Here is a 23,692-nt window from a genome sequence, read left to right on the forward strand (position 1 = left end):
CACATCGATTTTTACTCTACTTTCCTTGCACAACCATTTTAAAAAAACTGTAAACTGGCCTGTCAGCGTTATGAAATATCTGTAAAATAACATTCATCACTATAAACCACTAAAAATGTAAGGTTAAAACCTGATAGTGAGCGCCACTGATGTCATCCTAAGCTGCTCTCGATTTAGTTCGTGGGTGATAACACAGGCAGACACCATATGTAGTTAATTTCATATGGTTTTTGATCGTTTTTTAGCCCTAAATTGATCGTGATATGTAACTGTTGCGGCATCAAATCGATGCGGCTAACACCAGTAGGACCCAAATAAACAAGGGTCTGTGATGGCAATACTTCATGTATAAATATTTATCATGCGAAGTAACCTGCTGCTATCCACAGAACTCTTATACTTAATATAGATATTCTCAGTCACATTCATATGCACTGGGAATAACAAAATGCGTTGTTAAGGAGTTATAGCGTGATTAGCGTTTTTGACATGTTTAAGATTGGTATCGGCCCATCCAGCTCTCATACTGTTGGGCCAATGAAAGCTGGCAAGGAGTTTGCTGATTTGCTGGTGACTCAGGGCTTGATGCCATCTGTCACGCGTGTTGCCGTTGATGTTTACGGCTCACTCTCATTGACAGGGAAAGGTCATCACACCGATATCGCCATTATTATGGGGTTAGCCGGCAATATGCCTGACACCGTGGATATCGACAGCATCCCAGCCTTTATCCGTGATGTGGGATTAAGCCAGAAATTGATGCTTGCCAATGGGTTGCGTGAAGTTGATTTCCCACGGGAAGGCGGAATGGTGTTCCGCAGCGATAATCTGCCACTGCACGAAAATGGCATGCAAATCCACGCCTTTGCCGGTGATGAGAAAGTGCTGAGCAAAACTTATTATTCAATCGGTGGGGGTTTCATCGTTGATGAAGAGCATTTCGGCAAAGCCGCGGTAAATGCCGTCAGCGTGCCCTATCCATTTAATTCTGCTGAAGAAATTCTGGCAAACTGCAAGCAAACTGGCATGTCTATCTCCGGTATGGTGATGCAGAATGAGCTGGCGATGCACAGCAAAGAAGAGATTGAAGCCTATTTCACCGCTATCTGGCAGACCATGCGCGCCTGTATTGATCGCGGTCTGAACACCGAGGGCGTATTACCGGGTCCTCTGCGTGTACCGCGCCGCGCCTCCGCATTGCGCCGCCTGCTAGTCTCTTCCGATAGCCTGTCCAGTGATCCAATGAACGTTATTGATTGGGTCAATATGTTTGCACTGGCAGTTAATGAAGAAAATGCGGCTGGCGGGCGTGTTGTTACCGCGCCAACCAACGGCGCTTGCGGTATCGTCCCCGCAGTGCTGGCATATTACGACCACTTTATTGAGCCGGTCACCCCGGAAATCTTTATCCGCTATTTCCTGTCATCAGGTGCTGTCGGTATTTTGTACAAGATGAATGCCTCTATTTCTGGCGCTGAAGTAGGCTGTCAAGGTGAAGTGGGCGTTGCCTGCTCAATGGCAGCCGCAGGTCTGGCTGAATTACTGGGTGCCAGCCCAGAAAAGGTCTGTATTGCCGCTGAAATTGGCATGGAACACAATTTGGGGCTGACCTGTGACCCGGTTGCCGGCCAGGTACAAGTGCCTTGTATTGAACGTAATGCCATCGCATCAGTAAAAGCCATTAACTCTGCACGTATGGCGATGCGCCGCACCAGTGATCCACGCGTCTCCCTCGATAAAGTTATCGAAACCATGTTTGAGACCGGTAAAGATATGAATGCCAAATATCGCGAAACATCCCGTGGCGGTCTGGCTATCAAAGTGCAATGTAATTAATTTATTACATTGAAAAAATCGTGTTCATCAAGGGGATGCCGGTGCGCCCCTTGATGCACAGTAAAAGATTAAAAATAACTGTTATGCCTAGCAACCAAAACATGCGGGAATGCAACATATCTCACAACACACAGACCAATCAATATCTCCTTGAGGTATTTGAGGCTGAGTATCGCACGCTTTTTTATTTACCTCAGCGGCGATGGGTGTCGATAATGCATCACTAAGCGCCCTTGACGCCGTCTCCTGGCCGAATGTACCAAATGAAGACAGCATTAATACAAGAACAAAAACTATCTTTCTCATAGAACCTCCATCACGAGCGGGTAGAATGGTGAAAATATAGGTTATACGGCATCAAAAACAGAAAGTTAATTTCTATTCTGGCATTTTAAAATAGATTAAAACCAATATTTTAAACTGTTTTTAATGCCTACTTAAATTCTGTTTAAATACCCATATAACTGCTTTGAGCATTGACTTGCTTAAGTGATTTTAAGCATAGTATATATCAATTTATTTGGCGTTATTATTTTAATTAATTATTACTTGTTTCCATTCACACGCAAAATAAGCATAACCCGTTGATTGTGAACAACTTAATGAGCAATTGTTTATTTTAATAGTCATCAGTATTTACTGGGGTTTTAGTATTATTGCTTTCGTTATTATATATATCAGTTTTATTTAAATTGCAGACCTGGAAATTAACAATAAAAAACATAGTTAACTATAATTGTTTCGTCTATTAAAAAACAATTAATAGTGTGATGAGTATTATTTATCAGTCTGATAAATTAAACGAACTAAAAAGCGCTGAAATATCCATTAAAAAATGCGGGTCACCTTAAGATGACCCGCATTAGCCGAAACTCTTTTCGTTGTTAGAGTGTTACTCTTCCAGTTCGTTATTCAGTTTGGTGATTCGCACTAACTCGATACGGTAATCCGAAACCTCCATAATCTCAAAACGCAGGTTATGCAGTTCAACCACATCCCCGGCGGTTGGCATATGGCCTGAGTGAGACAGCAGCATCCCGGCGAGTGAGGCATAATCGGCGGTCGGACTTACCAGTTCGTGACAGTCCAGAGCCTGTTCCAGAGAGTGTAAATCCGCGCCTCCTTTCACCAACCAGCCATCACCGTCAGTGATAATGTCTGGTGTTTCATCTTCATCCGGGAACTCACCGGCAATGGCTTCCAACACATCAAGTGGTGTTACCAGACCCTGTACCACACCAAATTCGTCATTGACCACCACTAAGCGGCCTTTTGCTTTGCGTAATACACCCAACAGATTAATCACGTCCATGGTATCGGGTACCACAATCGGTGGCGTTGTCGCCGCAAACTCACAAATAGAGTCACCTCGCTCAATGGCAACTAACAGATCTTTGGCGCGAACCACGCCGATTATCTGATCCAATGAATCACGACAAACCGGGAACAAACTGTGTGGTGTATCTAAGAGCTGCTCACGGATCTCCTCTTGTGAGCGATTACAATCGACCCAGGATATCTCTGTCCGTGGTGTCATCACACTACGCATCGAGCGGGATGCCAATGTCAACACACCACTTATCATATAGCGCTCTTCTTGTGCAAATGCCTCGGTAGGTATCATCTGTTGCGAGTCACCATTTTGTGGTTCCTGCTGCTGACGCCCCCCCATCAAACGAATGATGGCTTCAGCCGTGCGCTGGCGTCTTGGCAAGCGTGACTCATGCTTAATGAAGTTACGGCGCGCAATCTGGTTAAACAGCTCAATCAGAATAGAGAAGCCAATGGCTGCGTACAAATAGCCTTTCGGAATGTGGAAACCAAAGCCTTCAGCAATCAGACTCAGGCCAATCATCAGCAAGAAGCTCAGACACAGCACCACCACCGTAGGGTGGGCATTGACAAATCGGGTCAGTGTTTTCGATGCCAACAACATCACGCCCATGGCGATGACAACCGCAGTCATCATAATCGCCAAGTCATTCACCATCCCCACCGCAGTAATCACTGCATCGAGTGAGAATACAGCATCCAGCACCACAATCTGTGCCACTACTGCCCAGAAGCTGGCATAGCCTCGATTGGCACTGTCATCGTGCTGGTTACCCTCCAGCCGTTCATGTAGCTCGGTGGTGGCTTTAAATAGCAAAAACAGCCCCCCCACCAGCAAAATAAGGTCGCGTCCCGAGAAACTAAAACTGCCGACACTAAACAGTGGAGTCGTCAGCGTGACCATCCAGGAGATGACCGACAACAGCCCCAGGCGCATGATCAGCGCAAGCGACAGCCCGATGATTCGCGCTTTGTCTCTTTGTTTGGGGGGGAGTTTATCAGCCAGAATGGCAATAAAGACCAGGTTATCAATACCCAGAACAATTTCCAGCACCACCAGTGTCAATAACCCTGCCCAGATTGAGGGGTCCATTAGAAATTCCATGTCAGACTCCGAAAATAAGAACACGATTTAGATGATGTGCGCACTGCAACAGATACAGCAAAACGCCGTAGCACGGTTGTCAGTATAGATACGCAGAAAGATTGGGTGAGATTATACGCAGCAAAGGTGCGTGATTGAGTAACCAGATTTAAACCCACTGGTTGGGTATTAACGCTAAATAAACAGTAACTTCGGTGACAGTCCATAGGGAGAGCTGAGGCCCTTAACTCCTGACAATTAATAAAGCCGTTAACTTTATCAGGATTTTTTTTATCAGCATAGGGGGATTTATTACCTGACCCACGATAAACAGTCATCTCATCACCTTAAGGTTCATCATCAGCCGTGATTCTATTTTTCTATACCTGAAATTTATCCCTCACCGAAAAGTGGTTATGAATCAATTTTTATACCGATTACACAAATAGTTAACACAAAAAGTCTAATATGACGCTAGCAGCCCAACTGAATACATCAATGTCGTTTATATAACTGTCGATTAATTACCCAAGTAAGCTAAATCATTCATAACATGTCCGAATAAATGAACAGTGTCACATAATTTATTTTTTCACTGACTAAAATAAATCACATCCAACAACATTAAGCGGCCTACTTGAATCGATTCATTTGTGTTGCGAATAAATCATCAGCAGTACGCTGATATTGTGACTATCATAATAGATTCAATGTATACCGAAATGCTGTGGGTGATTACTGGATTTTCTGTTACGTGCTAGGACTCAATTCTGAGTTAACAGAGGGGGTAGCGAGTGAGTATAGCTATTATCATCGGCACACATGGGGCTGCGGCAGAACAACTGCTGAAAACAGCTGAAATGATTTTAGGCGAACAAGCTAACGTCGCTTATATCGATTTCGTCCCCGGTGAAAATGCCGAAACGTTGATTGAGAAATACAACGGTAAATTGACCGGGCTTGATACCAGCAGTGGTGTTCTATTCCTGGTTGATACCTGGGGTGGTAGCCCGTTTAACGCTGCCAGTCGTATTGTTACTGATAAAGAAAATTATGAGGTCGTTGCCGGGGTTAATATCCCGATGCTGGTTGAAACCTTTATGGCTCGTGATGATAACCCATCATTTGCTGAATTGGTTAAAATCGCGGTGCAAACCGGTCGTGAGGGAGTTAAAGCATTAAAAACCGTCGAACCTGATGTGGCTACCACTCAACCGCAACCCCCTGCCGCTGCACGTAAAGTCGCGGCCCCAGCCGTCGCTTTAGGCCCCAATGATCATATGAAGATTGGGTTGGTGCGTATTGATGACCGCTTAATACATGGTCAGGTTGCCACCCGCTGGACCAAAGAAACTAACGTAAATCGTATTATTGTCGTCAGCGACGAAGTTGCTGCTGACAAAATGCGCAGTACGTTGCTAAAGCAAGTTGCTCCTCCCGGCGTCACCGCGCACGTCGTTGATGTTGAAAAAGCGATTCGCGTCTATGACAACCCGAAATATGCCAAAGACAGGGTCATGCTGTTATTTACTAACCCAACTGACGTCGTCCGTGTGGTTGAGGGTGGTGTAGACATCAAGTCAGTCAATATCGGTGGTATGGCATTCCGTCAGGGTAAAACCCAGGTGAATAATGCGGTCTCCGTTGATGAAAAAGATATTGAAGCTTTTAATAAATTAAATGCCCGTGGTATTGAGCTGGAAGTTCGGAAAGTCTCTTCGGATAGCCGACTCAAGATGATGGATTTAATCAGCAAACTTAATAAATAGCTTTATTAAAAACTACGTAGAAAGGTAATGCCCTGTTCTGTTTGGAACACGGTTATTTTTACTCAGCTTTTTTGGTCATAGGAGAAGTACAATGGAGATCACAACTCTTCAGATTGTGCTGATATTCATAGTTGCATGTATCGCCGGGATGGGTTCCATTCTGGATGAGTTCCAATTTCACCGTCCCCTGGTCGCCTGTACTCTGGTAGGTCTGGTTTTAGGTGATATGAAAACCGGTATTATTATCGGTGGTACTTTGGAGATGATCGCTCTCGGCTGGATGAACATCGGGGCCGCAGTAGCGCCTGATGCCGCGTTAGCCTCGATTATCTCTACTATTCTGGTTATTGCAGGTGGCCAAGACATCGGTGCAGGTATCGCACTGGCTATTCCGCTAGCAGCAGCCGGTCAGGTATTAACCATTATCGTCCGTACCATTACTGTGGCCTTCCAGCACGCCGCCGACGGAGCCGCCGAACGTGGCAGCCTACGAGCGATAACCTGGATCCACATTTCAGCCCTGTTCTTGCAGGCGATGCGTATCGCTATCCCTGCCCTGATCGTTGCCCTGTCTGTTGGGACATCTGAAGTTCAGATGCTGCTCAGTTCGATTCCTGATGTGGTTACCAGTGGCCTGAATATCGCCGGTGGTATGATCGTCGTAGTAGGTTACGCCATGGTTATCAACATGATGCGTGCCGGCTACCTGATGCCATTCTTCTACTTAGGTTTCGTGACCGCCGCATTTACCAACTTCAACCTGGTGGCATTGGGTGTTATTGGTGTGGTTATGGCCCTTCTTTATATCCAGCTCAGTCCTAAATACAACAAGTCTCAGGTTGTACAGTCTGGCCCGTCCAATAATGACCTTGATAACGAATTAGACTAGGAAAAGGTGAGAGAAATGGTTGATACAACAACTGTGCTTGATAAAACCACAGCGACTGGTGAAAAGAAACTCACGCCTGCTGATATTCGCGGGGTGTTTATCCGCTCTAACCTTTTCCAAGGGTCGTGGAACTTCGAACGTATGCAGGCGCTGGGGTTCTGCTTCTCAATGGTGCCGGCGATCCGTCGTTTATACCCTGAGAACTCGGAAGAGCGTAAGCAGGCAATCAAACGTCATTTGGAATTCTTCAACACCCAACCTTTCGTTGCCGCGCCAATTCTGGGCGTAACGCTGGCGATGGAAGAGCAGAAAGCCAATGGTGCCGAGATTGACGATGCGGCAATTAACGGGATAAAAGTCGGTCTGATGGGGCCGCTGGCAGGTGTCGGTGACCCAATATTCTGGGGTACTGTGCGCCCGGTGTTGGCAGCTCTTGGTGCCGGTATCGCAATGAGCGGCAGTTTACTTGGCCCATTGCTGTTCTTTGTACTGTTTAACCTGGTACGTTTGCTGACCCGTTATTACGGTGTAGCCTATGGCTATAAAAAAGGCGTCAATATCGTCAGCGATATGGACGGTGGCCTGCTGCAAAAACTGACTGAAGGGGCGTCTATCCTCGGCCTGTTTGTTATGGGGGCCTTGGTTAACAAGTGGACCCACGTCAACATACCGGTGGTGGTTTCCAAGATAACCAATCAGAATGGTCAGACCACAGTAACTACGGTGCAAACCATTCTTGACCAGTTGATGCCAGGTTTGGTGCCATTACTGTTAACGTTCGGCTGTATGTGGCTATTACGTCGTAAAGTTAACGCGTTGTGGATTATTATGGGCTTCTTCGCCATCGGTATCTTCGGTTACTGGATTGGCTTCCTGGCACCTTAATGTTCTGATTAGATTTGGTAAAAACCGGGGGTTTACTCCCGGTTTTTTTTAGGGTAGATACCAATACCCAATAGATTTCAAAGTGCAGGAAGGTGGCAGCAACACACCTGTGGTTTGAAAGATGATGGGGATGTATCTCTTGGGAGTTGTTGCATGTCGGTTACTGATCTCGTTTTAATTGTTTTTATCGCCCTACTGCTCGCTTATGCTATTTATGATGAATTCATCATGAACATGATGAAAGGGAAGACTCGGCTGCAAGTTCACTTAAAACGTAAAAGCAAAATCGACTGCGCCATCTTTGTCGGACTGATAGCTATCCTCATTTACAATAATGTCATGGCGAATGGTGCACCGTTAACCACCTATTTATTAGTGGGTTTAGCGCTCATTGCGGTTTATATCTCTTATATCCGTTGGCCCAAATTATTGTTTAAAAATACCGGTTTCTTCTACGCTAATGCTTTTATTGAATATAGCCGAATAAAAAGTATGAATTTATCTGAAGATGGAATTTTAGTCATTGATTTAGAGCAGCGCAGATTATTAATCCAGGTTAAACAATTAGATGACCTAGAGAAAATCTATAATTTTTTCCTTGTAAATCAATAACAAAACAACATCCTTGGGAAATATGTCTATTGAGTGCCTACTCAACTGATTAATTTCCCAGCAAGACTCTTGTCTCTTATCCTGCTTATTCCCACATTGTTATCGATGTTTATATGTACTATTTCGCACAAAAATCTCGATAATGAAAATCATTATCAGTAATAGTAATTTGTCTTATTATCTTTGGGGTTGTCGCTATAATAATTTATATGTTAAGGTTGCGCCGTTCATGGGGAGTAGCCGGTTTCTGTGCAATTGTACCTAACGTAATTGAAGGGTATTTATTGATAAGCAGAAACGCCCGTATCAACATACTCGTTTCATCTATTGAAACGTGGTACGGGTAACCAGGTAAGGTTGGCGAGACCATAGACACGTAGCTCCGTCGTTAGGTTGGGGGTGGGTTACGTGTATATGGAGCCGCCCGGCCGAGTTTATTGCTATGAATCTATCTGCAACTCTTATCCTTGCTTTTGCTATGTCTATGGATGCATTTGCTGCATCTATTGGTAAAGGCGCCAGTCTACACAAACCCCGTTTTCGAGAAGCACTACGTACTGGCCTTATTTTTGGCGTAATAGAAGCTATCACCCCACTCATAGGTTGGTGTATCGGCCTGTTCGCCAGTCAATATATTCTGGAATGGGATCACTGGATTGCTTTCAGTCTGCTGTTTATTCTTGGTTGCCGCATGATTTTTGAGGGTGCGAAACAACAAGTTGCAGAAACTGAAAAAATGCGCAGCCACAGCTTCTGGGTTTTGGTCATGACCGCAATTGCTACCAGCCTTGATGCTATGGCAATTGGTGTCGGTTTAGCCTTCTTACAAGTGAATATTGTCCACACCGCCATGGCGATCGGTCTGGCGACCATGATTATGGCTACCTTAGGTATGCTGATTGGCCGTTATATTGGCCCATTATTGGGTAAGCGTGCCGAAATCATTGGTGGGATAGTCTTGATAGCGATCGGCTTTAATATTCTGTATGAGCATATCTATCGGGTCGCTTAATGGCTAAAACACGTCTATTCTGCCGATAAAATCATTGGGCAAAAATAAACCCCGCATTCAAAGAATCGCGGGGTTTATTATGGTTCCGATGCCGCTTAGTAAACGGGCATCAACCTCGGATTAGAAGTCCATGGAAACAGACAGTTTTAGCTCACGCGGATTACCTTGGTACATATAAGTACCGGTATCTTCAACCGACTCCCAGTAACGTTCGTTGGTCACGTTCTCGAGATTTGCACGCCAGATCAGATTGGTCTCTTTCAGCGGCATGGTGTAACGCATGCCCAGATCCAGACGGGTCCATGGTTTTAGTTTTAAGGTGTTTTCCTGGTTAGCATACTGCGAACCAGAACGTGTGACAGTACCAGTAGCCGTCAAACCTTCTACTGCTTTAATATCGTACTCACCGCCAAACACTAACTGATAGCGAGCCACACCCACAGCATAATTACCATTATTTTGACTGCTTTGCGCTTCGGTCAGTATCGGGTCCAACCACACGGCACTACCTAACAGACGAGTACCAAATACCGGTTCACCGAATACGTTCAGTTCAACGCCGCGGTTACGCTGTTCACCACCCAAGGCGTAGATATTGGTTGTTGCATCAATGGCACCGGCAGGTCTGGTGATTTCAAACAGAGCCAAGGTACCGCCATAGCGCTTGTTATCGAATTTCACGCCAACTTCATTCTGTTTAGCATGAATAATACCGGTAACATTACCCGCATTGGCGGTATACCAAGGCGCGACCTTCCCCGGCGATAATGCTTCAATGTGGTTAGCATACAGGGAAACATTTTCCCACGGTTTAACCAGCAAGCCATATACCGGTGTCACTTTCATGGCATCTTGCACGTTTTTACTGTCTGGTACACCACTGTCAAAATTGCGAATAACCACTTCCTGACGGCGCAGCCCGAGCATCAACTGCACTTTATCATCCATTGCCGACAGGGTATCCGACACCGAGATGCTACTGGCCCGAACCTGACTGTTTAGTGTTGGGTCTTGATTAGGGCTAGCAAAAGCAGTTGGGGGGAATGGGATTACCCCTGGGTTATAGATATTGGTGTCTACTGGCCCTGACATATTCCAGGCAGATTTAGCCGTTCGGTAGTTAGCGGCATAACCGAGATTCATCTTATGGGTTACTGGGCCGGTTTCAAAATGACCACGAATCCCCCCTAAACCAGCAATAGAGTCCGAAACATAAGGCACATACAGACGGCTGATGGTGGCGTTGCCATTATTATCAGTCAGCGTTGGTGAGCCATATTGCCCGGTTTCGTCATTGTGGCTGGCACCGAGGGTACCGTATACCGTCCAGTTCTGGCTTAAATCATACTCACTACGCAGCATACCGAAGGTGGTTGCCATATCGGTATAGACCCACTGCTGACCATAGTTTAAGGTGGCTGCCGGTGGTTCTGGAATCACCGTCGCACTACCAATGGCAACATCAGTACGCATACCGTGAACGGTTTGTTTTTGATATCCAATATCTAAAGAAGTACGGGCGCGGTCACCACGGTAATCTAAACCGGTTGAGAGTGCGGTCGTGCGCTCGTTCTGATCATGAATCGCCGTTTCGCCTTCGCGGTGCAGCACATTAACCCGCACACCGAATTGGTCATTGTCACCAAAGCGGCGACCGACATCCAACGCACCACCAACCTTGGCAGAAGAAGTATAATCCACACTAACACGCGTCAATGGAGTATCACCGGCACGTTTAGGCTCCAGGTTAATCATCCCTCCCACACCGCTGCCGCTCGGCGAAATACCGTTTACAAATACGTTCGGGCCTTTAAACACTTCAACTCGCTCGACCATACTGGTATCAACCACCTGACGTGGCAGTACGCCGAACAGACCGCCGAACGAGATATCATCCCCATCGAGATTAAAACCACGAATACGGAAGTTCTGTGAAGCATTACCGTAGCCGCGCACGTTCTGTACTGAAGCATCGTTTTTGACCACATCAGCCAGTGTCCGCGCTTGCTGGTCTTCTACCAATTTAGATGTGTAGCCAATCACATTAAAAGGTACGTTGCGCGCATCTTGCTGCCCCAGGAAACCAATACGCCCACCGTTAGCTACCTGACCGTCCAGATAGGTTGGAATAAGATCATTACCACCGGCACGGAAGGTCTCTTGCGTCCCTACCACGGTAATAGTATCCGTTGTTTTGCTGCTATCAACCTGAGTGGCATCAGCTGTTGTGCTAGCCTTTTTGCTGCTTTCAGCCGTATTGTCTGTGGCTGTTGCTGCCCATACAGATGCAGACAAAGTCCCTAATGCCGCACCGATCATCACGCACAAAAGACGTGGTGCAAGCCGCTTCTGATTTGCGCGGGTAGAGATAGTTTGATTCATCGTGTTGATGCCCCTGAAGTTTGCAATTTTGTTAATAATGAGAATGCTTATTATAAGGATTCAGAATTATCCTGATAACAGTTGCCGATGCAAGCATTTCTGCACTTCTGCGGGGTTATTTTTTGTATCGTGAAAAAATTAGATCAGTTATGTAATGAACATGATCTCGGTCGGTAATCTTATGGCCCCAAATGAGGGGAAATGATTGCGTAAATTACTTTTATATACGACCAGACTAATTTCCCCTTCCCTACTTAAGTCAATTTTTATGGGTTATTCACGCCACCCCCTATTATTAATAAGGCGATTTATTCTTTCTCCCTGTTATATTGACATCAGTTCCTTACCTGAAGTCCCGTAGTGACAGGCTTGATAAGCGTAACCCTCATATCCATTACAATTCTTATCGTGTATTTATTTCTGGTAAGAAAATTCTCATTACCTAATTTCATCTGTTAGCGATAGACTGCTACATTACTTTTACCGCAATAACAGATTAACCCTTCTGGCTCTCGATCCGCTCAGCCAAAGGTGGCTGAATATTAATTCAAGGAAATACAGGAATGGCTTTGCATCCAGCATCATTTGACGATCATATTTTCCGACTCTTGATTGAAGCCGTTGATGACTACGCCATATACATCATTGATGCTCAAGGACATATCCTCACTTGGAACAGTGGCGCAGAACGCAATGCCGGTTACGCTAGCGAAGAAGTTATTGGTCAATCTTTTGAACTGTTTTATACCCCAGAGGATTTGGCGAACAAATTACCGACCAAAGGGCTGCAACATGCCAATCAGTTTGGCCACTATGAAACCCAGGGCTGGCGGGTGCGTAAGAATGGTAAACGTTTTTGGGGTAATATTACGCTGAGTGCGCTGCATGATTCAGACCATATTTTGCAGGGATTCGTCCATGTCACCCGCGACTTGACGGATAAATGGCAGCGCGAAAATGCGCTGCGAAAGAGTGAGGAACAGTTTCGTCATCTGATCAGTGAAGTTGAAGACTATGCTATTTACATGATCGATACTCATGGCCGAATTCTCACCTGGAATAAAGGTGGAGAACGGAATGAAGGCTATACCAGCGATGAAATAATCGGTGAACATTTTGCGTTGCTGTTCACACAGGAGGATATTTCTGCTGGGGTGCCGGAGAAATCACTCGCCAAAGCCACCGCAGAAGGTAATTACCAGAGCGAAGGCTGGCATGTGCGCAAAAACGGTATTCGCTATTGGGCCAGTGTAGCAATTAACCCAATGCATGATGACAGTGGCAAACTGTTGGGATTTACCAAAATTGTCCGTGATCTCACCGAGCGTCGTCAACGAGAAGAAGCACTGCGCATCAGTGAAGAGCGTTTTCGCTTAATGGTTGATACTGTTGAGGATTACGCTATTTTAATGCTTGACCCTTGGGGCCGGGTCAGTACCTGGAACCACGGTGCTGAACGGAATATTGGCTATGCCAGTAATGAGATAATTGGTCAGCATTTCGGTTGTTTCTTTTTACCCGAGGATATTGCCGCCGGGTTACCGGAGAAGTTGCTGAAGACCGCAGCATCGACGAGTCGAATGGAGCGTGAGGGCTGGCTGGTTCGCAAAGATATGACGCGCTACTGGGCAGTGACAGTCATAACAGTAGTCCATGACAATAATGGGAAACTTCTCGGTTATGCCGAAATAATCCGTGATATGAGTGAGCGCAAACAACGCGAAGATGCACTGCGCGCCAGTGAGGTCGCGCGTTATGAAGAGCGCGAGCAACTGCATCGGGTGTTGTCATCTATCCAGGAGGGGATTATCTCCCTCGACACAGAAGGCCGTGTGGTACTGATGAACCCCAAAGCCGAAGAGATGACCGGGCGTAGCCAAAATGAATCCTGCGGTTTGCCTATTGAAGACGTTTTTATTTTGTGGTCTCCGTTGCAAGATAAAAATCAGTTACTTGCCTTCAATCAGTGTTTGGCCGAGGGGCGCAATACCTTATTACCAGAAGGCAGCCAGTTATTATCAAGCCAAGGAGAACGGCAAGAGATTCGCTGTTCTGCCTCGCCGATCCGCGATCGTGACAATATACTCACTGGCGCGGTCGTGGTATTTCAGGATGTGACTCGCGCCCGCCATGCACAGCGCGAACTGCAATATCAGGCCAATCATGACATGCTAACTGGCCTGATTAATCGGCGTCGACTGGAAGAGCGGCTCACCCAGTCAATCAGCCAATTGGGGGATAACGAGCAGCATATCCTCTGTTATGTCGATTTAGACTATTTCAAAGATGTTAACGATACCGCAGGTCATGAAGCTGGGGATATGGTGCTGAGAATGGTGGCACAAACCATGCAACAAGCCGTTCGTGAAAATGACATTGTTGCCCGTTTAGGTGGCGATGAGTTTGCTATCGTGTTGTTTAATTGTCAAAACAAGCCTGCAACAGACATTCTGGAATCTGTGGTTGCCGATATTGCCGCCATCCAATTTCATTGGCACGGTCAATCGTATACATTTACCGCAAGTCTGGGCGCCGTCCCGCTAACTCGCCAAACTGAGAATGCCGCACAAGCCATGCGTCAGGCAGATATCGCCTGTTATGCAGCAAAACACGCAGGCCGTAACCGGCTATCACTCTCACTCTAAACCCTTCTTGTCTGGGTGGCGATGACTGCCACCCACTCATCAAATTGACCAATCATCAGAAGCGCATTAACTCAACCGCCCTTAATGACACAATTTTATCAGGGTTATTGGTTTGTATGTCGCGCAATTAGACTTTGGTCAAAATATCGCTGTCAGTGCTGTGCTATATAAAGATAATCATCTTATAGCTTGGAACAAATAGATATGCCGTACTTTACGGTTAGTGTTGTTTTGCATAATGCAGTGGAAGGCGATTACGAGTCACTTAATAAGAAAATGATTGATGCCGGCTTTACCCGCCTTATTGGTCGGGAAAAAGTCTATAAATTGCCTGAAGGGGAATTCAATTATGGCAGTGGCACACTAAACAAACAAGAGGTCGCTGATTTAGCACTAAAAATTGCCGAGGAGGTACGGTTCATACCCTCTATACTGGTGACTGAATCCGGTGGTCGAACCTGGCGAAACTTAGATCTTAAATAAACCACTTCAGTAAAATATAAAAAAACCATGAATTTGACTTAAGTTAATTAATGATTCTACACCAGGGAATGTCACACTATAAATATATTAAAATAATAATGAGAGTTTACCTTAGGGGAGTTAGCTAATATTAAGGTATTGGTGATTTTTAAAAATCAAATCTGGATTGATATAATTTATATAAGACTCGTGGCCCGAACACTGTCAGGCCAACGCTAACAGCATAGACTATTGGTCACTGCTCACGGCTGCAATTTCAGCCGTAGGCTCTTCTCTGCGGCGGTGCAACGCAATGACAAAGTCAGTTTCACAGATAAATGCCTGCCGCGCAGCCAACTCCTGCCCCATTTCGATTGATGCCCGCCAGGCAAAAGGGGTCATCTGCAATAAATTAAAACTCTGCTTACCCGGAAGTTTCATTTCATAAGCCAGTTTTTCGCAACTCAGCAAGTCAAACCCCTCAAGGTGCTCTTGTGCATCACCGTGGAGTTGTACTTCTGGGTAGATCAGTGCTTTTAACTGATAGAGATGACGCGGCCCAGGGGCAACAGTAACCACAATCCCGCCAGGTTTCACGGTACGTGATAACTCCGCCGCTTTGCACGGTGCATAAATCCTTAATACCGCATCAAGCGAGTTATGGGCAAAAGGTAAGCGATGGCTGGAAGCTACACAGAAGCTCACCTGTTGATAGCGCTTTGCGCCATACCTTACGGCGACTTTTGCCACATCTAAACCGAAAACAGCCATTTGACGCCGCCGATTTAACCTATCTGCCACAGCGCCGGTGTAATAACCTTCACCACAACCGATATCCAGCAACATGGTGGCATCCAGTGGTAACGCTGCATCCAGAAGCTCGCAGACCCGCTGCTGCAAGGGCTGATAATATCCCGCATCAAGAAATGCCCGCCGGGCCTGCATCATCTCAGGGCTATCTCCTGGTTGTTTCGATCCCTTGTGCTGCACTGGCATCAAATTGACGTAACCCTCTTTGGCGCAATCGAACTGATGATTATTGCTGCAACGCCACTGCTGCACGCTAAGCTGCAAAGCCTGATGACAAAGGGGGCACTGATAAGACATGGTTGATTTCCAGATGACAGACAAATAACCGCCAGAATCGCGGACAGACACGGCGTTAGTCTAAAGAAGCACTTCCACCGTTGCAAGCCACTGTTTAACGCCATAAATCGGTCGAATATCAGCTATGGTGTACCATCCCTGCCGGGATAGCGTCAGGTTCAACATTCATGGTGCGCAAAATTTGCCCCATAATATCGCTAAATACCGGGGCAGAAACCGCGCCGCCATAGTATTTGCCGCCTTGCGGATTGTTTATCACGACCACCAATGCAAAACGGGGTTGGCTGGCAGGCGCGACACCCGCGGTATAAGCCACATATTTATCAATATACTGGCCATTTGGCCCAATCTTCTTAGCAGTCCCCGTCTTAACGGCAACCCGGTATCCCCTGACGGCCGCTTTCATTCCGCCACCGCCGGGCAGCGCCACACTTTCCATCATATGTTCCACTTGCCGCACCAGATCCTCGGGGAATACCCGTAGCCCTAACACCGGAGGATCGACCTTAGTAATCGATAATGGCCGATAAATACCGAAACTGCCGATGGTGGCATAGACTCGAGCCAGTTGCAGCGGCGTCACCATCAAGCCGTAACCGAAAGAGAAGGTAGCACGATCCAGATCACTCCAGCGTTGCCGCTGTGGCATTAACCCACTACTTTCACCGGTAAGGCCTAACTGAGTCGGTTTTCCCAAACCAAACAACGCATAGGTTTCCATTAATGCCGAAGACGGCATTGCCAACGCCAGACGAGAGACGCCAACATCACTTGATTTCTGCAATACGCCGGTCAACGATAGCGCAGGATAAAAACCCACATCTTTAATTTGGTGCCCACTCAGCACATAAGGATGGGTATCCAGTACGCTGTCTGGCTTTACCAGATGATGTTGTAATGCAGTCATTACCACCATCGGTTTGACTGTCGAACCCGGCTCAAAAATATCGCTGATAGCCCGATTACGAAAATTCTCTTCCGCCGTGGCTGCGCGGTTATTCGGATTAAAGGTGGGATAGTTGGCCATCGCCAAGACTTCGCCAGTATTAATATCAATAACCACTGCGGAGCCAGAATCAGCCTTATTAAACATGACAGCATTGGTCAGCGCATGGGATGTTTCAGCCTGCAAACGTTCATCAATACTGAGTTCAACATTCTGTCCCGGGTGGCTATCAGTAGAAGAGATATCCTCAACCACTCGGCCAAAGCGATCTTTACGTACCACTCTACTGCCAGCGGTGCCACTTAATAGCGAGTTAAAGCTCTTTTCTACGCCTTCAATACCCTGGTCATCTATATTAGTGAAACCAATTAAATTGGCCGCCACATCACCGGACGGATAAAAACGCCGTGACTCCGCTTTGGTCGCGATACCGGGCAGTTTCAAGCGTTGAATGTACTCAGCAACATTAGGTTCAACTTGTCGGGCAAGATAGATAAAACGGGCATTGGGGTTTTGATTGATACGGTTGATTAATTGACCTATTGGCATATTGAGTTCCTGTGCCAATGCCTGCCAGCGTTCGGTAGTACCTACCCCGCCTTTTTCCAGTACCGTTTTGGCATCAGCCCAAATGGCCTCGACCGGGACACTGACCGCCAACGGATGCCCGCCACGATCAGTTATCATACCGCGTGTATTGGGTGTTGCCACCACACGCACTGAACGCATGTCCTCTTCTTTTACCAGCGGATCCGGTTCAATAACTTGCAGCCAGGCAACCCGTGCCAGCAGGCCAAAAAGTGACATTAAAATACAACTACACAACAAGCCAAAGCGCCAACGAATAAAGTTATTACTGTCAGTTTTTGGTTTAGGAATCATTAAGATCAACCCTGGAGAATAGCGAGCATCATAGCTGCCATTAAACCCTATCCCAGACACTAACGGGTGCCAAAACAGTGATACAAGATGCATTCTTTTGCAACAATTCACTAACGGCGATTTAAAAGAAAAGGTGACTGGTCAATAACTTAAAAATCGGCTTACACTGAGTGGCGTTCTTTTTCTTCATTAGGTAGGTTCTATGACTGATTTTTCACCACAACTTAGCCGGATCACCACCCTCTGCCATGGTTTTGGCAATAAATCGGCCCTGCTACCTTCCTGCCTCTTGCCATATCAGGCTTCACAAGCCATTAAAAAGCAGGTTCATGGCACTACGATTATCGATGTGACCGCCCCGGGACAAGAGTGTGGTGAAGCCGATCGCCAATTCCCAAACGAAATGCAACAAAGTGACCCACCGGTCAGGTACGGATAAAATAGCCGTATTGACCCTGTCGGAGACCCTGTTGCATGAAGGGAAAACATTTGACTCAGCATGAGCGCTTTTACATCGAAAAACGAAAAGCTGAAGGCGTTAATCAGTCCTGCATTGCCAGAGAGCTCGGCGTCTCTCGCTCTACGCTGAGCCGGGAGCTCAGACGTAATACGGACCCCGCCTTCAACGGACTTTACTCCTCCAGACGCGCTGATGCCTTAGCCAGACAACGGCGGGGCGCCACCTCGGCACACAATGCCTGTGTCCCTCTGGGCCAGCAGACACAAGACTTTCTCCGGCAGGCGCTGGCTGTACATACCTCCCCTGAGGTTATCTGTGGGAGACTGAAAATCCAGTTTGATATCGCCGTCAGCAAAAATACCCTCTACCGCTATATCCGTTCGGACAGACAGGCTGGCGGTAAGCTTTACCTTCAGCTCCCTCACCGGGGTAAACGCTATCGCTATGATACGGGTGAGCCCGGACGCACGCCCATCCCGGACAGGGTTGGCATTGAGCACAGGCCTGCTGAGGCTGAACTCAAACAGGTTCCCGGGCATGTTGAAATCGATACGATTTTTGGCAAAGACCAGAAGTCATTCCTGCTGACGGTCGTGGACAAAGCCACAAAGCAGGTCATTATCCGTAAACTCCCCAATAAGTGCGCTGAGAGCGTCGTGGAAGCGTTCAGGGACATCGTGGCGAATACTTTCTGCGAGTTTAAAACCCTGACGGCAGATAACGGACCCGAGTTTGCGAAACATAAGGACATCACTCAGGTAACGGGCGCAAAGGTTTACTTTGCCCGGCCTTATCATTCCTGGGAGCGGGGGTTGAATGAGCATACCAACGGTCTGATACGGCGGTTTTATCCGAAAGGAACCGATTTTAATGGCGTCAGCGATGAAGATATTGCGAGACTGGAGCACATCCTCAACACTCGGGGGCGCAAATCTCTGGAATACAGCTCACCGAATGAGGTATTTTTAGAGTATCTACTCGCTGCATAACGCATGATGGTTTGTTGCGTTTCGTTCGGGAATGGGGCGATGGTTTCTATACCACTCAAGCAGGCATTTTATTGACCGTTCTGACGGCTGATTGTCTGCCAATCATTTTTAGCCAACAACAAGGGAGAGCCATTGCGGTGGTTCATGCTGGTTGGCGGGGCTTATTTGATGGTATTATCTTAAAGATGGTTGAGCGTATTGCGCGCGATGATGACCCTGTAAATTGGGTTGCAGCCATCGGGCCTGCCGCACAGTCTTGCTGCTATGAAGTCAATGAGGAGTTGGTCGAAAGGTTTACTAATAAATTACCACTGGCTAAAAATATCATTTCACCCCGTTTTCGCCACCTCAACTTAGCGGCCATTGCTGAACACCAATTACGAAGTGCAGGTATTCATCAAGTCGATCATGTGGGCAGTTGTACTATTTGTACGACTATTCAACATGATGATAATAAAAGTCACTTCAAATATACCAGTTTCCGCCGAACCAGCCAGCAGCAAGCGATTGACTCAACCCATCCAGGGATTAAAGGCCGTAATCAACATTCCGGCTTAATTATTTTGCCTTAACGGATAGATAATACTTATCGCACCCTGAATACGAAAAAACCCGCACAAAGGCGGGTTTTTACAGCAAAAGAGCTGATTAGATTGCAGTAACGTTTACTGCAGACGGACCTTTCTGACCGTCTTGGATTTCGAACTCTACGTTCTGGCCTTCAGCCAGGGTTTTGAAACCATTACCCTGGATTGCAGAGAAGTGTACGAACACATCTTTGCTGCCGTCAGCTGGAGTGATGAAACCGAAACCTTTAGACTCGTTGAACCACTTAACTTGACCTTTGATCTTTGCCATCTTGAGTATTTCCTTTGGATTGTTTAACTCGCCCGTAGGCGTTTACATAGACAAACTAGAGTCGTTACTGCTTGAGGCACTAAGATAAGGATCGGCAGAGAAGCGGTATTCAACGCTAACGTCTTTACTCAGAACTTCTTTACTGAAAATGCCACACATATACAGAACTGTACCTCGTTTTACCCATATGCGTTATCACATACTCTGTATTCGATGGCAAGCCATTTTTAATCAAGGGTGAACCTGTCGCACATATTTGAAACGCTTGCTCATAAAGAATGCGTAAATATGCTGAAATTTGTTGAAGGTCATCGTATTTTCTGCTCTATTTTTTTATACTGGCCTATCGCGCTTTCTTACTGGTTTTTAACATTTCAGCTAACACTTTTTATAATACTGCTTACGTGGATATTTACTGTTTTCCATCCCCAGCATCGAACCGAAAATCACAGTGGTATAAATTTTATTAGCATTAAATATATAATAATTGAATATATCCCTCCCCAGCGCTGACGGCTCACTCTCTTCATCTAGTGACTGTCACAGGGGCAAGCTTGCTAGCTAACCCCTTACTTAATATCAGGTTATAGTTTGAATCTTATCTTTGCTCAAAAATCAGAAATAATTTATTGGCGACTTTGTTATGAAGCACAATTGCACAACCTACCCCCAACAGTAAGGAGAGCCCCTTGTTATATAAAAATATAAACTCAAATGCCAAATTTAATACTAAAAGATTGGCTCTCCATATGGACTGGTATTGTGCTATATAGGTGCAATACACAAGAAAAATTAGCTGCATCGCACCAACAAGGTGCGATAGCACTTTATTTAATCTGCATGAATATCGCCTAAAGCACGCATTATTAGTTAATTCACCAGGGTGAAATGTAGCCTAGTCCACCTACATTTAGTGTGAGAAATTCCTCTTGATATATTCTTAACTTTTCTGAAACAGAATTTAATAGCACTGATGTACAGTTGAAAACTCTAAATTACTTTATCGTTATAGTGTGGTTTAGGTTCGAGATTATAAGCTCCACGCAATTATAAATAATCTATTAATCACTCTTATTTTGATAAGTACAAAGATTATCTGATGCACAGATATCTTATTTCGCCTTATGGGCATCAGAGAGCCATGTTATGAATTGTAAATATATTATCAACACCTGTATTCTCAGTAGCTTATGGTGGGGTCAGGCCGCTACTGTATTGGCGGAGGAAGACTATCAGCCAACACCGACATCTATAGGGCAGCATAACCCGCAAACCAGCAATGAAAGCTTGTGGCAACGCCTGACGAGCAACATCTCGCTTACCTGGGATTCACCAAACCAGGAGCTGTATATCCCGCTGAATACCTGGCACAACCGCTGGACCTACGATGATGACAAGATAGAGTCATACAATGAGCGGCCATGGGGTATCGGCTATGGCAAGTATCGCTATGATGAGGATAACAACTGGCACTCTGTGTATGCGATGGCATTTATGGATTCGCACAACCAAATTGAACCCATTATAGGTTATGGCTATCAAAAAATGTGGATACCGGGAGCGATGGACGGCTGGCGTTTTGGCGTAGGCTTTACCGCCAGCATTACCGCACGTCATGAATATTATTACATTCCTGTCCCATTGCCTTTGCCACTTATTTCTATTGAATATAATAAGTTTTCACTACAAAGCACCTATATTCCCGGCACTTATAATAATGGTAATGTTTTGTTTACCTGGATGCGCTGGCAATTCTAATGGACTCTATTATTTAACTATTTAAACCATGTAATTAAAGTGGTTATAGGCGACTATTAAGAATTAATCTCAATTAGCGTTAATTGATCCAAAAAAATACGATAGTTCTCATCAATTAAAACTATGCTGAGTATCCGCTTAGTTTATTGCTGATTATTTAAACACAACAAATAGCGTCTTAGGTGATAACAGCCGGGCTTGATTTTTCATACAGTTAATCGCCCGGCACTTTTATGCTAACACTTCAATCAGGCTGCATCTGAGTCATTTACATTCAGTTTATGCCGCTTATGTTTACGCCGAGTGAGTATAAAACCGCACCACAATAGCGCAACCCAAACTGGCATCATTAGCACTGAGATCTGAATACCATCAGTGAGATACATAATGACCAGAATCAACGACAGAAACACCAGGCACAGATAATTACCGTATGGGTACCATAGCGCCTTAAACCGCGGTTCTACGCCTTCTTGCACCTTCGCAGCCCGGAATTTGAGGTGAGCTAAACAAATCATCACCCAGTTAATGACCAATGTTGAAACAACCAGCGCCATAAGCAGTTCAAACGCTTTGCCCGGCATAACATAGTTAATAACAACACCGGCTGAGGTGGCCAACGCCGAAAGTGCGATTGACAGAATAGGCACGCCACGTTTATTAACTCGGGTCAACAACTTAGGCGCATTCCCCTGCGATGCCAAGCCAAATAACATGCGGCTATTACAATAAACACCGCTGTTGTAAACCGATAGCGCGGCGGTCAAAACCACTACATTCAAGATTGTTGCAACCCAATTGCTATCTAACGCATGGAAAATCATCACAAAGGGGCTACCGCCTTCAACCACTTTGCCCCACGGATATAGGGAAAGCAGTACCGCCAATGAACCGATGTAAAAAATGAGGATGCGATAGACAACCTGATTGGTTGCTTTAGGGATACTGTGATGGGGATCTTCAGCTTCAGCGGCCGTAATGCCAACCATCTCCAAGCCACCAAAAGAAAACATAATCACCGCCATCGCCATCACTAATCCGCTCAAGCCATGGGGCATAAACCCACCTTGTGCCCAGAGGTTAGTAACCGATGCCTCAGGCCCACCAGTACCGGAAGCCAGCAGATATGCACCGAACACAATCATACCGATAATGGCAACAACCTTGATGATTGCGAACCAGAATTCAGTTTCACCATACATTCGTACGTTAATAAGATTGATGGCATTTATTAAGACAAAAAATACAGCAGCGGAAACCCAGGTGGGAATCTCTGGCCACCAGTATTGAATATAAATACCGACGGCGGTCAATTCAGCCATACCAACCAGTATAAACATCGCCCAGTAGTTCCAACCAGATAAGAAGCCAGCGAAATCGCCCCAATATTTATACGCAAAATGACTAAATGAACCTGCAACTGGCTCTTCGACAACCATCTCACCGAGCTGACGCATAATGAGAAAAGCGATAAAACCACCGATGGCGTAGCCGAGTATCACTGAAGGGCCAGCCATCTTAATCGTCTGAGCTATCCCTAAAAATAATCCGGTCCCAATCGCACCACCCAAGGCAATCAGTTGAATATGTCGATTTTTTAAACCGCGTTTTAGTGTTGAATCCTGCAACTGCTGTTCCATCCTATCCTCTGCCGCACCTATTACGCACTAACGTGCTAAACAGCGCTTTCATAAATGAATCTGCGGCGGTTTTTTAACACTTAAACCTAATTGCAGCAAGAATAAAGGTGGTTAGCTGACTATCGGAGAAGGATCAATCAGCCG

General features: G+C 45.9%; 18 protein-coding genes, 2 pseudogenes and 1 riboswitch. Of the genes and pseudogenes, 12 read left to right on the forward strand and 8 right to left on the reverse strand.

The genetic code is table 11. From position 1 onward, the window contains the following. Positions 1-471 precede the first annotated feature (471 nt). Positions 472-1,836 carry an L-serine ammonia-lyase gene (locus ACWJJO_RS13060; RefSeq protein WP_083158595.1) on the forward strand — a complete coding sequence of 455 codons (1,365 nt, stop codon included), beginning with the start codon at positions 472-474 and terminating at the stop codon, positions 1,834-1,836. A gap of 87 nt (positions 1,837-1,923) precedes the next feature. On the opposite strand, the gene ACWJJO_RS13065 is transcribed toward ACWJJO_RS13060, so the two are convergent. After that, positions 1,924-2,142, reverse strand: coding sequence for an ST-I family heat-stable enterotoxin (locus tag ACWJJO_RS13065; RefSeq protein WP_072086298.1), 219 nt, complete (start codon positions 2,140-2,142; stop codon positions 1,924-1,926). A gap of 586 nt (positions 2,143-2,728) precedes the next feature. Further along, positions 2,729-4,273 (reverse strand): TerC family protein, encoded by a 1,545-nt coding sequence (locus tag ACWJJO_RS13070; protein WP_083158594.1) that lies wholly within the window; start codon positions 4,271-4,273, stop codon positions 2,729-2,731. A gap of 773 nt (positions 4,274-5,046) precedes the next feature. On the opposite strand from ACWJJO_RS13070, the gene manX reads away from it, so the two are divergent. The 5 genes from manX (at position 5,047) to mntP (ending at position 9,419) form a co-directional block, all read left to right on the forward strand. Beyond that, entirely contained in the window at positions 5,047-6,021 is a 975-nt protein-coding gene (manX, locus tag ACWJJO_RS13075; protein ID WP_083158593.1) for a PTS mannose transporter subunit IIAB, read from the forward strand. A 91-nt stretch (positions 6,022-6,112) separates the two neighbouring features. After that, positions 6,113-6,910 (forward strand): PTS mannose/fructose/sorbose transporter subunit IIC, encoded by a 798-nt coding sequence (locus ACWJJO_RS13080; protein WP_004701713.1) that lies wholly within the window; start codon positions 6,113-6,115, stop codon positions 6,908-6,910. A gap of 15 nt (positions 6,911-6,925) precedes the next feature. Further along, positions 6,926-7,795 carry a PTS mannose transporter subunit IID gene (locus tag ACWJJO_RS13085; RefSeq protein WP_083158592.1) on the forward strand — a complete coding sequence of 290 codons (870 nt, stop codon included), beginning with the start codon at positions 6,926-6,928 and terminating at the stop codon, positions 7,793-7,795. 153 nt (positions 7,796-7,948) lie between these two features. Next, positions 7,949-8,407 (forward strand): DUF986 family protein, encoded by a 459-nt coding sequence (locus ACWJJO_RS13090; RefSeq protein ID WP_481091126.1) that lies wholly within the window; start codon positions 7,949-7,951, stop codon positions 8,405-8,407. Between the two features lie 219 nt (positions 8,408-8,626). Beyond that, a riboswitch (yybP-ykoY riboswitch) is annotated at positions 8,627-8,839 on the forward strand. A gap of 10 nt (positions 8,840-8,849) precedes the next feature. Further along, positions 8,850-9,419, forward strand: a complete 570-nt coding sequence (gene mntP / locus ACWJJO_RS13095; protein ID WP_083158590.1) for a manganese efflux pump MntP — start codon at positions 8,850-8,852, stop codon at positions 9,417-9,419. Between the two features lie 120 nt (positions 9,420-9,539). Here mntP and ACWJJO_RS13100 read toward each other — a convergent pair whose 3' ends face one another. Further along, positions 9,540-11,801 carry a TonB-dependent receptor gene (locus tag ACWJJO_RS13100; protein ID WP_193784645.1) on the reverse strand — a complete coding sequence of 754 codons (2,262 nt, stop codon included), beginning with the start codon at positions 11,799-11,801 and terminating at the stop codon, positions 9,540-9,542. 563 nt (positions 11,802-12,364) lie between these two features. Here ACWJJO_RS13100 and ACWJJO_RS13105 point away from each other — a divergent pair. Together ACWJJO_RS13105 and ACWJJO_RS13110 are read left to right on the forward strand one after the other, a co-directional pair. Then, complete coding sequence (locus ACWJJO_RS13105) at positions 12,365-14,446, forward strand: PAS domain S-box protein (RefSeq protein WP_372569265.1); 2,082 nt, start codon at positions 12,365-12,367, stop codon at positions 14,444-14,446. 204 nt (positions 14,447-14,650) lie between these two features. Continuing rightward, entirely contained in the window at positions 14,651-14,929 is a 279-nt protein-coding gene (locus ACWJJO_RS13110) for a hypothetical protein (protein WP_083158588.1), read from the forward strand. Positions 14,930-15,157: 228 nt separating this feature from the next. On the opposite strand, the gene rlmA is transcribed toward ACWJJO_RS13110, so the two are convergent. After that, on the reverse strand, positions 15,158-16,015 hold the full coding sequence (rlmA, locus tag ACWJJO_RS13115; protein ID WP_083158587.1) for a 23S rRNA (guanine(745)-N(1))-methyltransferase: 858 nt from the start codon (positions 16,013-16,015) through the stop codon (positions 15,158-15,160). A 118-nt stretch (positions 16,016-16,133) separates the two neighbouring features. Further along, positions 16,134-17,843, reverse strand: a complete 1,710-nt coding sequence (gene ftsI, locus ACWJJO_RS13120; RefSeq protein WP_083158586.1) for a peptidoglycan glycosyltransferase FtsI — start codon at positions 17,841-17,843, stop codon at positions 16,134-16,136. A gap of 202 nt (positions 17,844-18,045) precedes the next feature. Between ftsI and ACWJJO_RS13125 the strand changes: the two are divergent. The 3 genes and pseudogenes from ACWJJO_RS13125 to ACWJJO_RS13135 all read left to right on the forward strand — a co-directional run. Beyond that, positions 18,046-18,228: pseudogene (locus ACWJJO_RS13125) on the forward strand (polyphenol oxidoreductase); the annotation flags it as partial. Between the two features lie 89 nt (positions 18,229-18,317). Further along, positions 18,318-19,292 (forward strand): IS30 family transposase, encoded by a 975-nt coding sequence (locus ACWJJO_RS13130; protein ID WP_481090692.1) that lies wholly within the window; start codon positions 18,318-18,320, stop codon positions 19,290-19,292. Between the two features lie 38 nt (positions 19,293-19,330). Then, positions 19,331-19,864: pseudogene (locus tag ACWJJO_RS13135) on the forward strand (purine nucleoside phosphorylase YfiH/LACC1 family protein); the annotation flags it as partial. A 76-nt stretch (positions 19,865-19,940) separates the two neighbouring features. Here the strand turns inward: ACWJJO_RS13135 and cspE are convergent. Together cspE and ACWJJO_RS13145 are read right to left on the reverse strand one after the other, a co-directional pair. Beyond that, positions 19,941-20,150: a transcription antiterminator/RNA stability regulator CspE gene (gene cspE / locus ACWJJO_RS13140; RefSeq protein WP_002221949.1), complete on the reverse strand. Its 210-nt coding sequence runs from the start codon at positions 20,148-20,150 to the stop codon at positions 19,941-19,943. Between the two features lie 42 nt (positions 20,151-20,192). Continuing rightward, positions 20,193-20,309 (reverse strand): DUF2627 domain-containing protein, encoded by a 117-nt coding sequence (locus ACWJJO_RS13145; protein ID WP_002211058.1) that lies wholly within the window; start codon positions 20,307-20,309, stop codon positions 20,193-20,195. 987 nt (positions 20,310-21,296) lie between these two features. Here ACWJJO_RS13145 and pagP point away from each other — a divergent pair. Further along, positions 21,297-21,908, forward strand: coding sequence for a lipid IV(A) palmitoyltransferase PagP (gene pagP / locus ACWJJO_RS13150; protein WP_083158584.1), 612 nt, complete (start codon positions 21,297-21,299; stop codon positions 21,906-21,908). A 248-nt stretch (positions 21,909-22,156) separates the two neighbouring features. Here pagP and ACWJJO_RS13155 read toward each other — a convergent pair whose 3' ends face one another. After that, positions 22,157-23,548, reverse strand: a complete 1,392-nt coding sequence (locus ACWJJO_RS13155) for an amino acid permease (protein WP_420073898.1) — start codon at positions 23,546-23,548, stop codon at positions 22,157-22,159. Positions 23,549-23,692 lie beyond the last annotated feature (144 nt).

Source organism: Yersinia antarctica, assembly GCF_056636475.1.

Bases quoted from the DNA above. Each gene is read 5' to 3' on its own strand.
- ACWJJO_RS13065 (WP_072086298.1), bottom strand. From the start codon at position 2,142: ATGAGAAAGATAGTTTTTGTTCTTGTATTAATGCTGTCTTCATTTGGT.
- ACWJJO_RS13070 (WP_083158594.1), bottom strand. From the start codon at position 4,273: ATGGAATTTCTAATGGACCCCTCAATCTGGGCAGGGTTATTGACACTG.
- ACWJJO_RS13080 (WP_004701713.1), top strand. From the start codon at position 6,113: ATGGAGATCACAACTCTTCAGATTGTGCTGATATTCATAGTTGCATGT.
- ACWJJO_RS13085 (WP_083158592.1), top strand. From the start codon at position 6,926: ATGGTTGATACAACAACTGTGCTTGATAAAACCACAGCGACTGGTGAA.
- ACWJJO_RS13090 (WP_481091126.1), top strand. From the start codon at position 7,949: ATGTCGGTTACTGATCTCGTTTTAATTGTTTTTATCGCCCTACTGCTC.
- mntP (WP_083158590.1), top strand. From the start codon at position 8,850: ATGAATCTATCTGCAACTCTTATCCTTGCTTTTGCTATGTCTATGGAT.
- ACWJJO_RS13100 (WP_193784645.1), bottom strand. From the start codon at position 11,801: ATGAATCAAACTATCTCTACCCGCGCAAATCAGAAGCGGCTTGCACCA.
- ACWJJO_RS13105 (WP_372569265.1), top strand. From the start codon at position 12,365: ATGGCTTTGCATCCAGCATCATTTGACGATCATATTTTCCGACTCTTG.
- ACWJJO_RS13110 (WP_083158588.1), top strand. From the start codon at position 14,651: ATGCCGTACTTTACGGTTAGTGTTGTTTTGCATAATGCAGTGGAAGGC.
- rlmA (WP_083158587.1), bottom strand. From the start codon at position 16,015: ATGTCTTATCAGTGCCCCCTTTGTCATCAGGCTTTGCAGCTTAGCGTG.
- ftsI (WP_083158586.1), bottom strand. From the start codon at position 17,843: ATGATTCCTAAACCAAAAACTGACAGTAATAACTTTATTCGTTGGCGC.
- ACWJJO_RS13130 (WP_481090692.1), top strand. From the start codon at position 18,318: ATGAAGGGAAAACATTTGACTCAGCATGAGCGCTTTTACATCGAAAAA.
- cspE (WP_002221949.1), bottom strand. From the start codon at position 20,150: ATGGCAAAGATCAAAGGTCAAGTTAAGTGGTTCAACGAGTCTAAAGGT.
- ACWJJO_RS13145 (WP_002211058.1), bottom strand. From the start codon at position 20,309: ATGTGTGGCATTTTCAGTAAAGAAGTTCTGAGTAAAGACGTTAGCGTT.
- pagP (WP_083158584.1), top strand. From the start codon at position 21,297: ATGAATTGTAAATATATTATCAACACCTGTATTCTCAGTAGCTTATGG.
- ACWJJO_RS13155 (WP_420073898.1), bottom strand. From the start codon at position 23,548: ATGGAACAGCAGTTGCAGGATTCAACACTAAAACGCGGTTTAAAAAAT.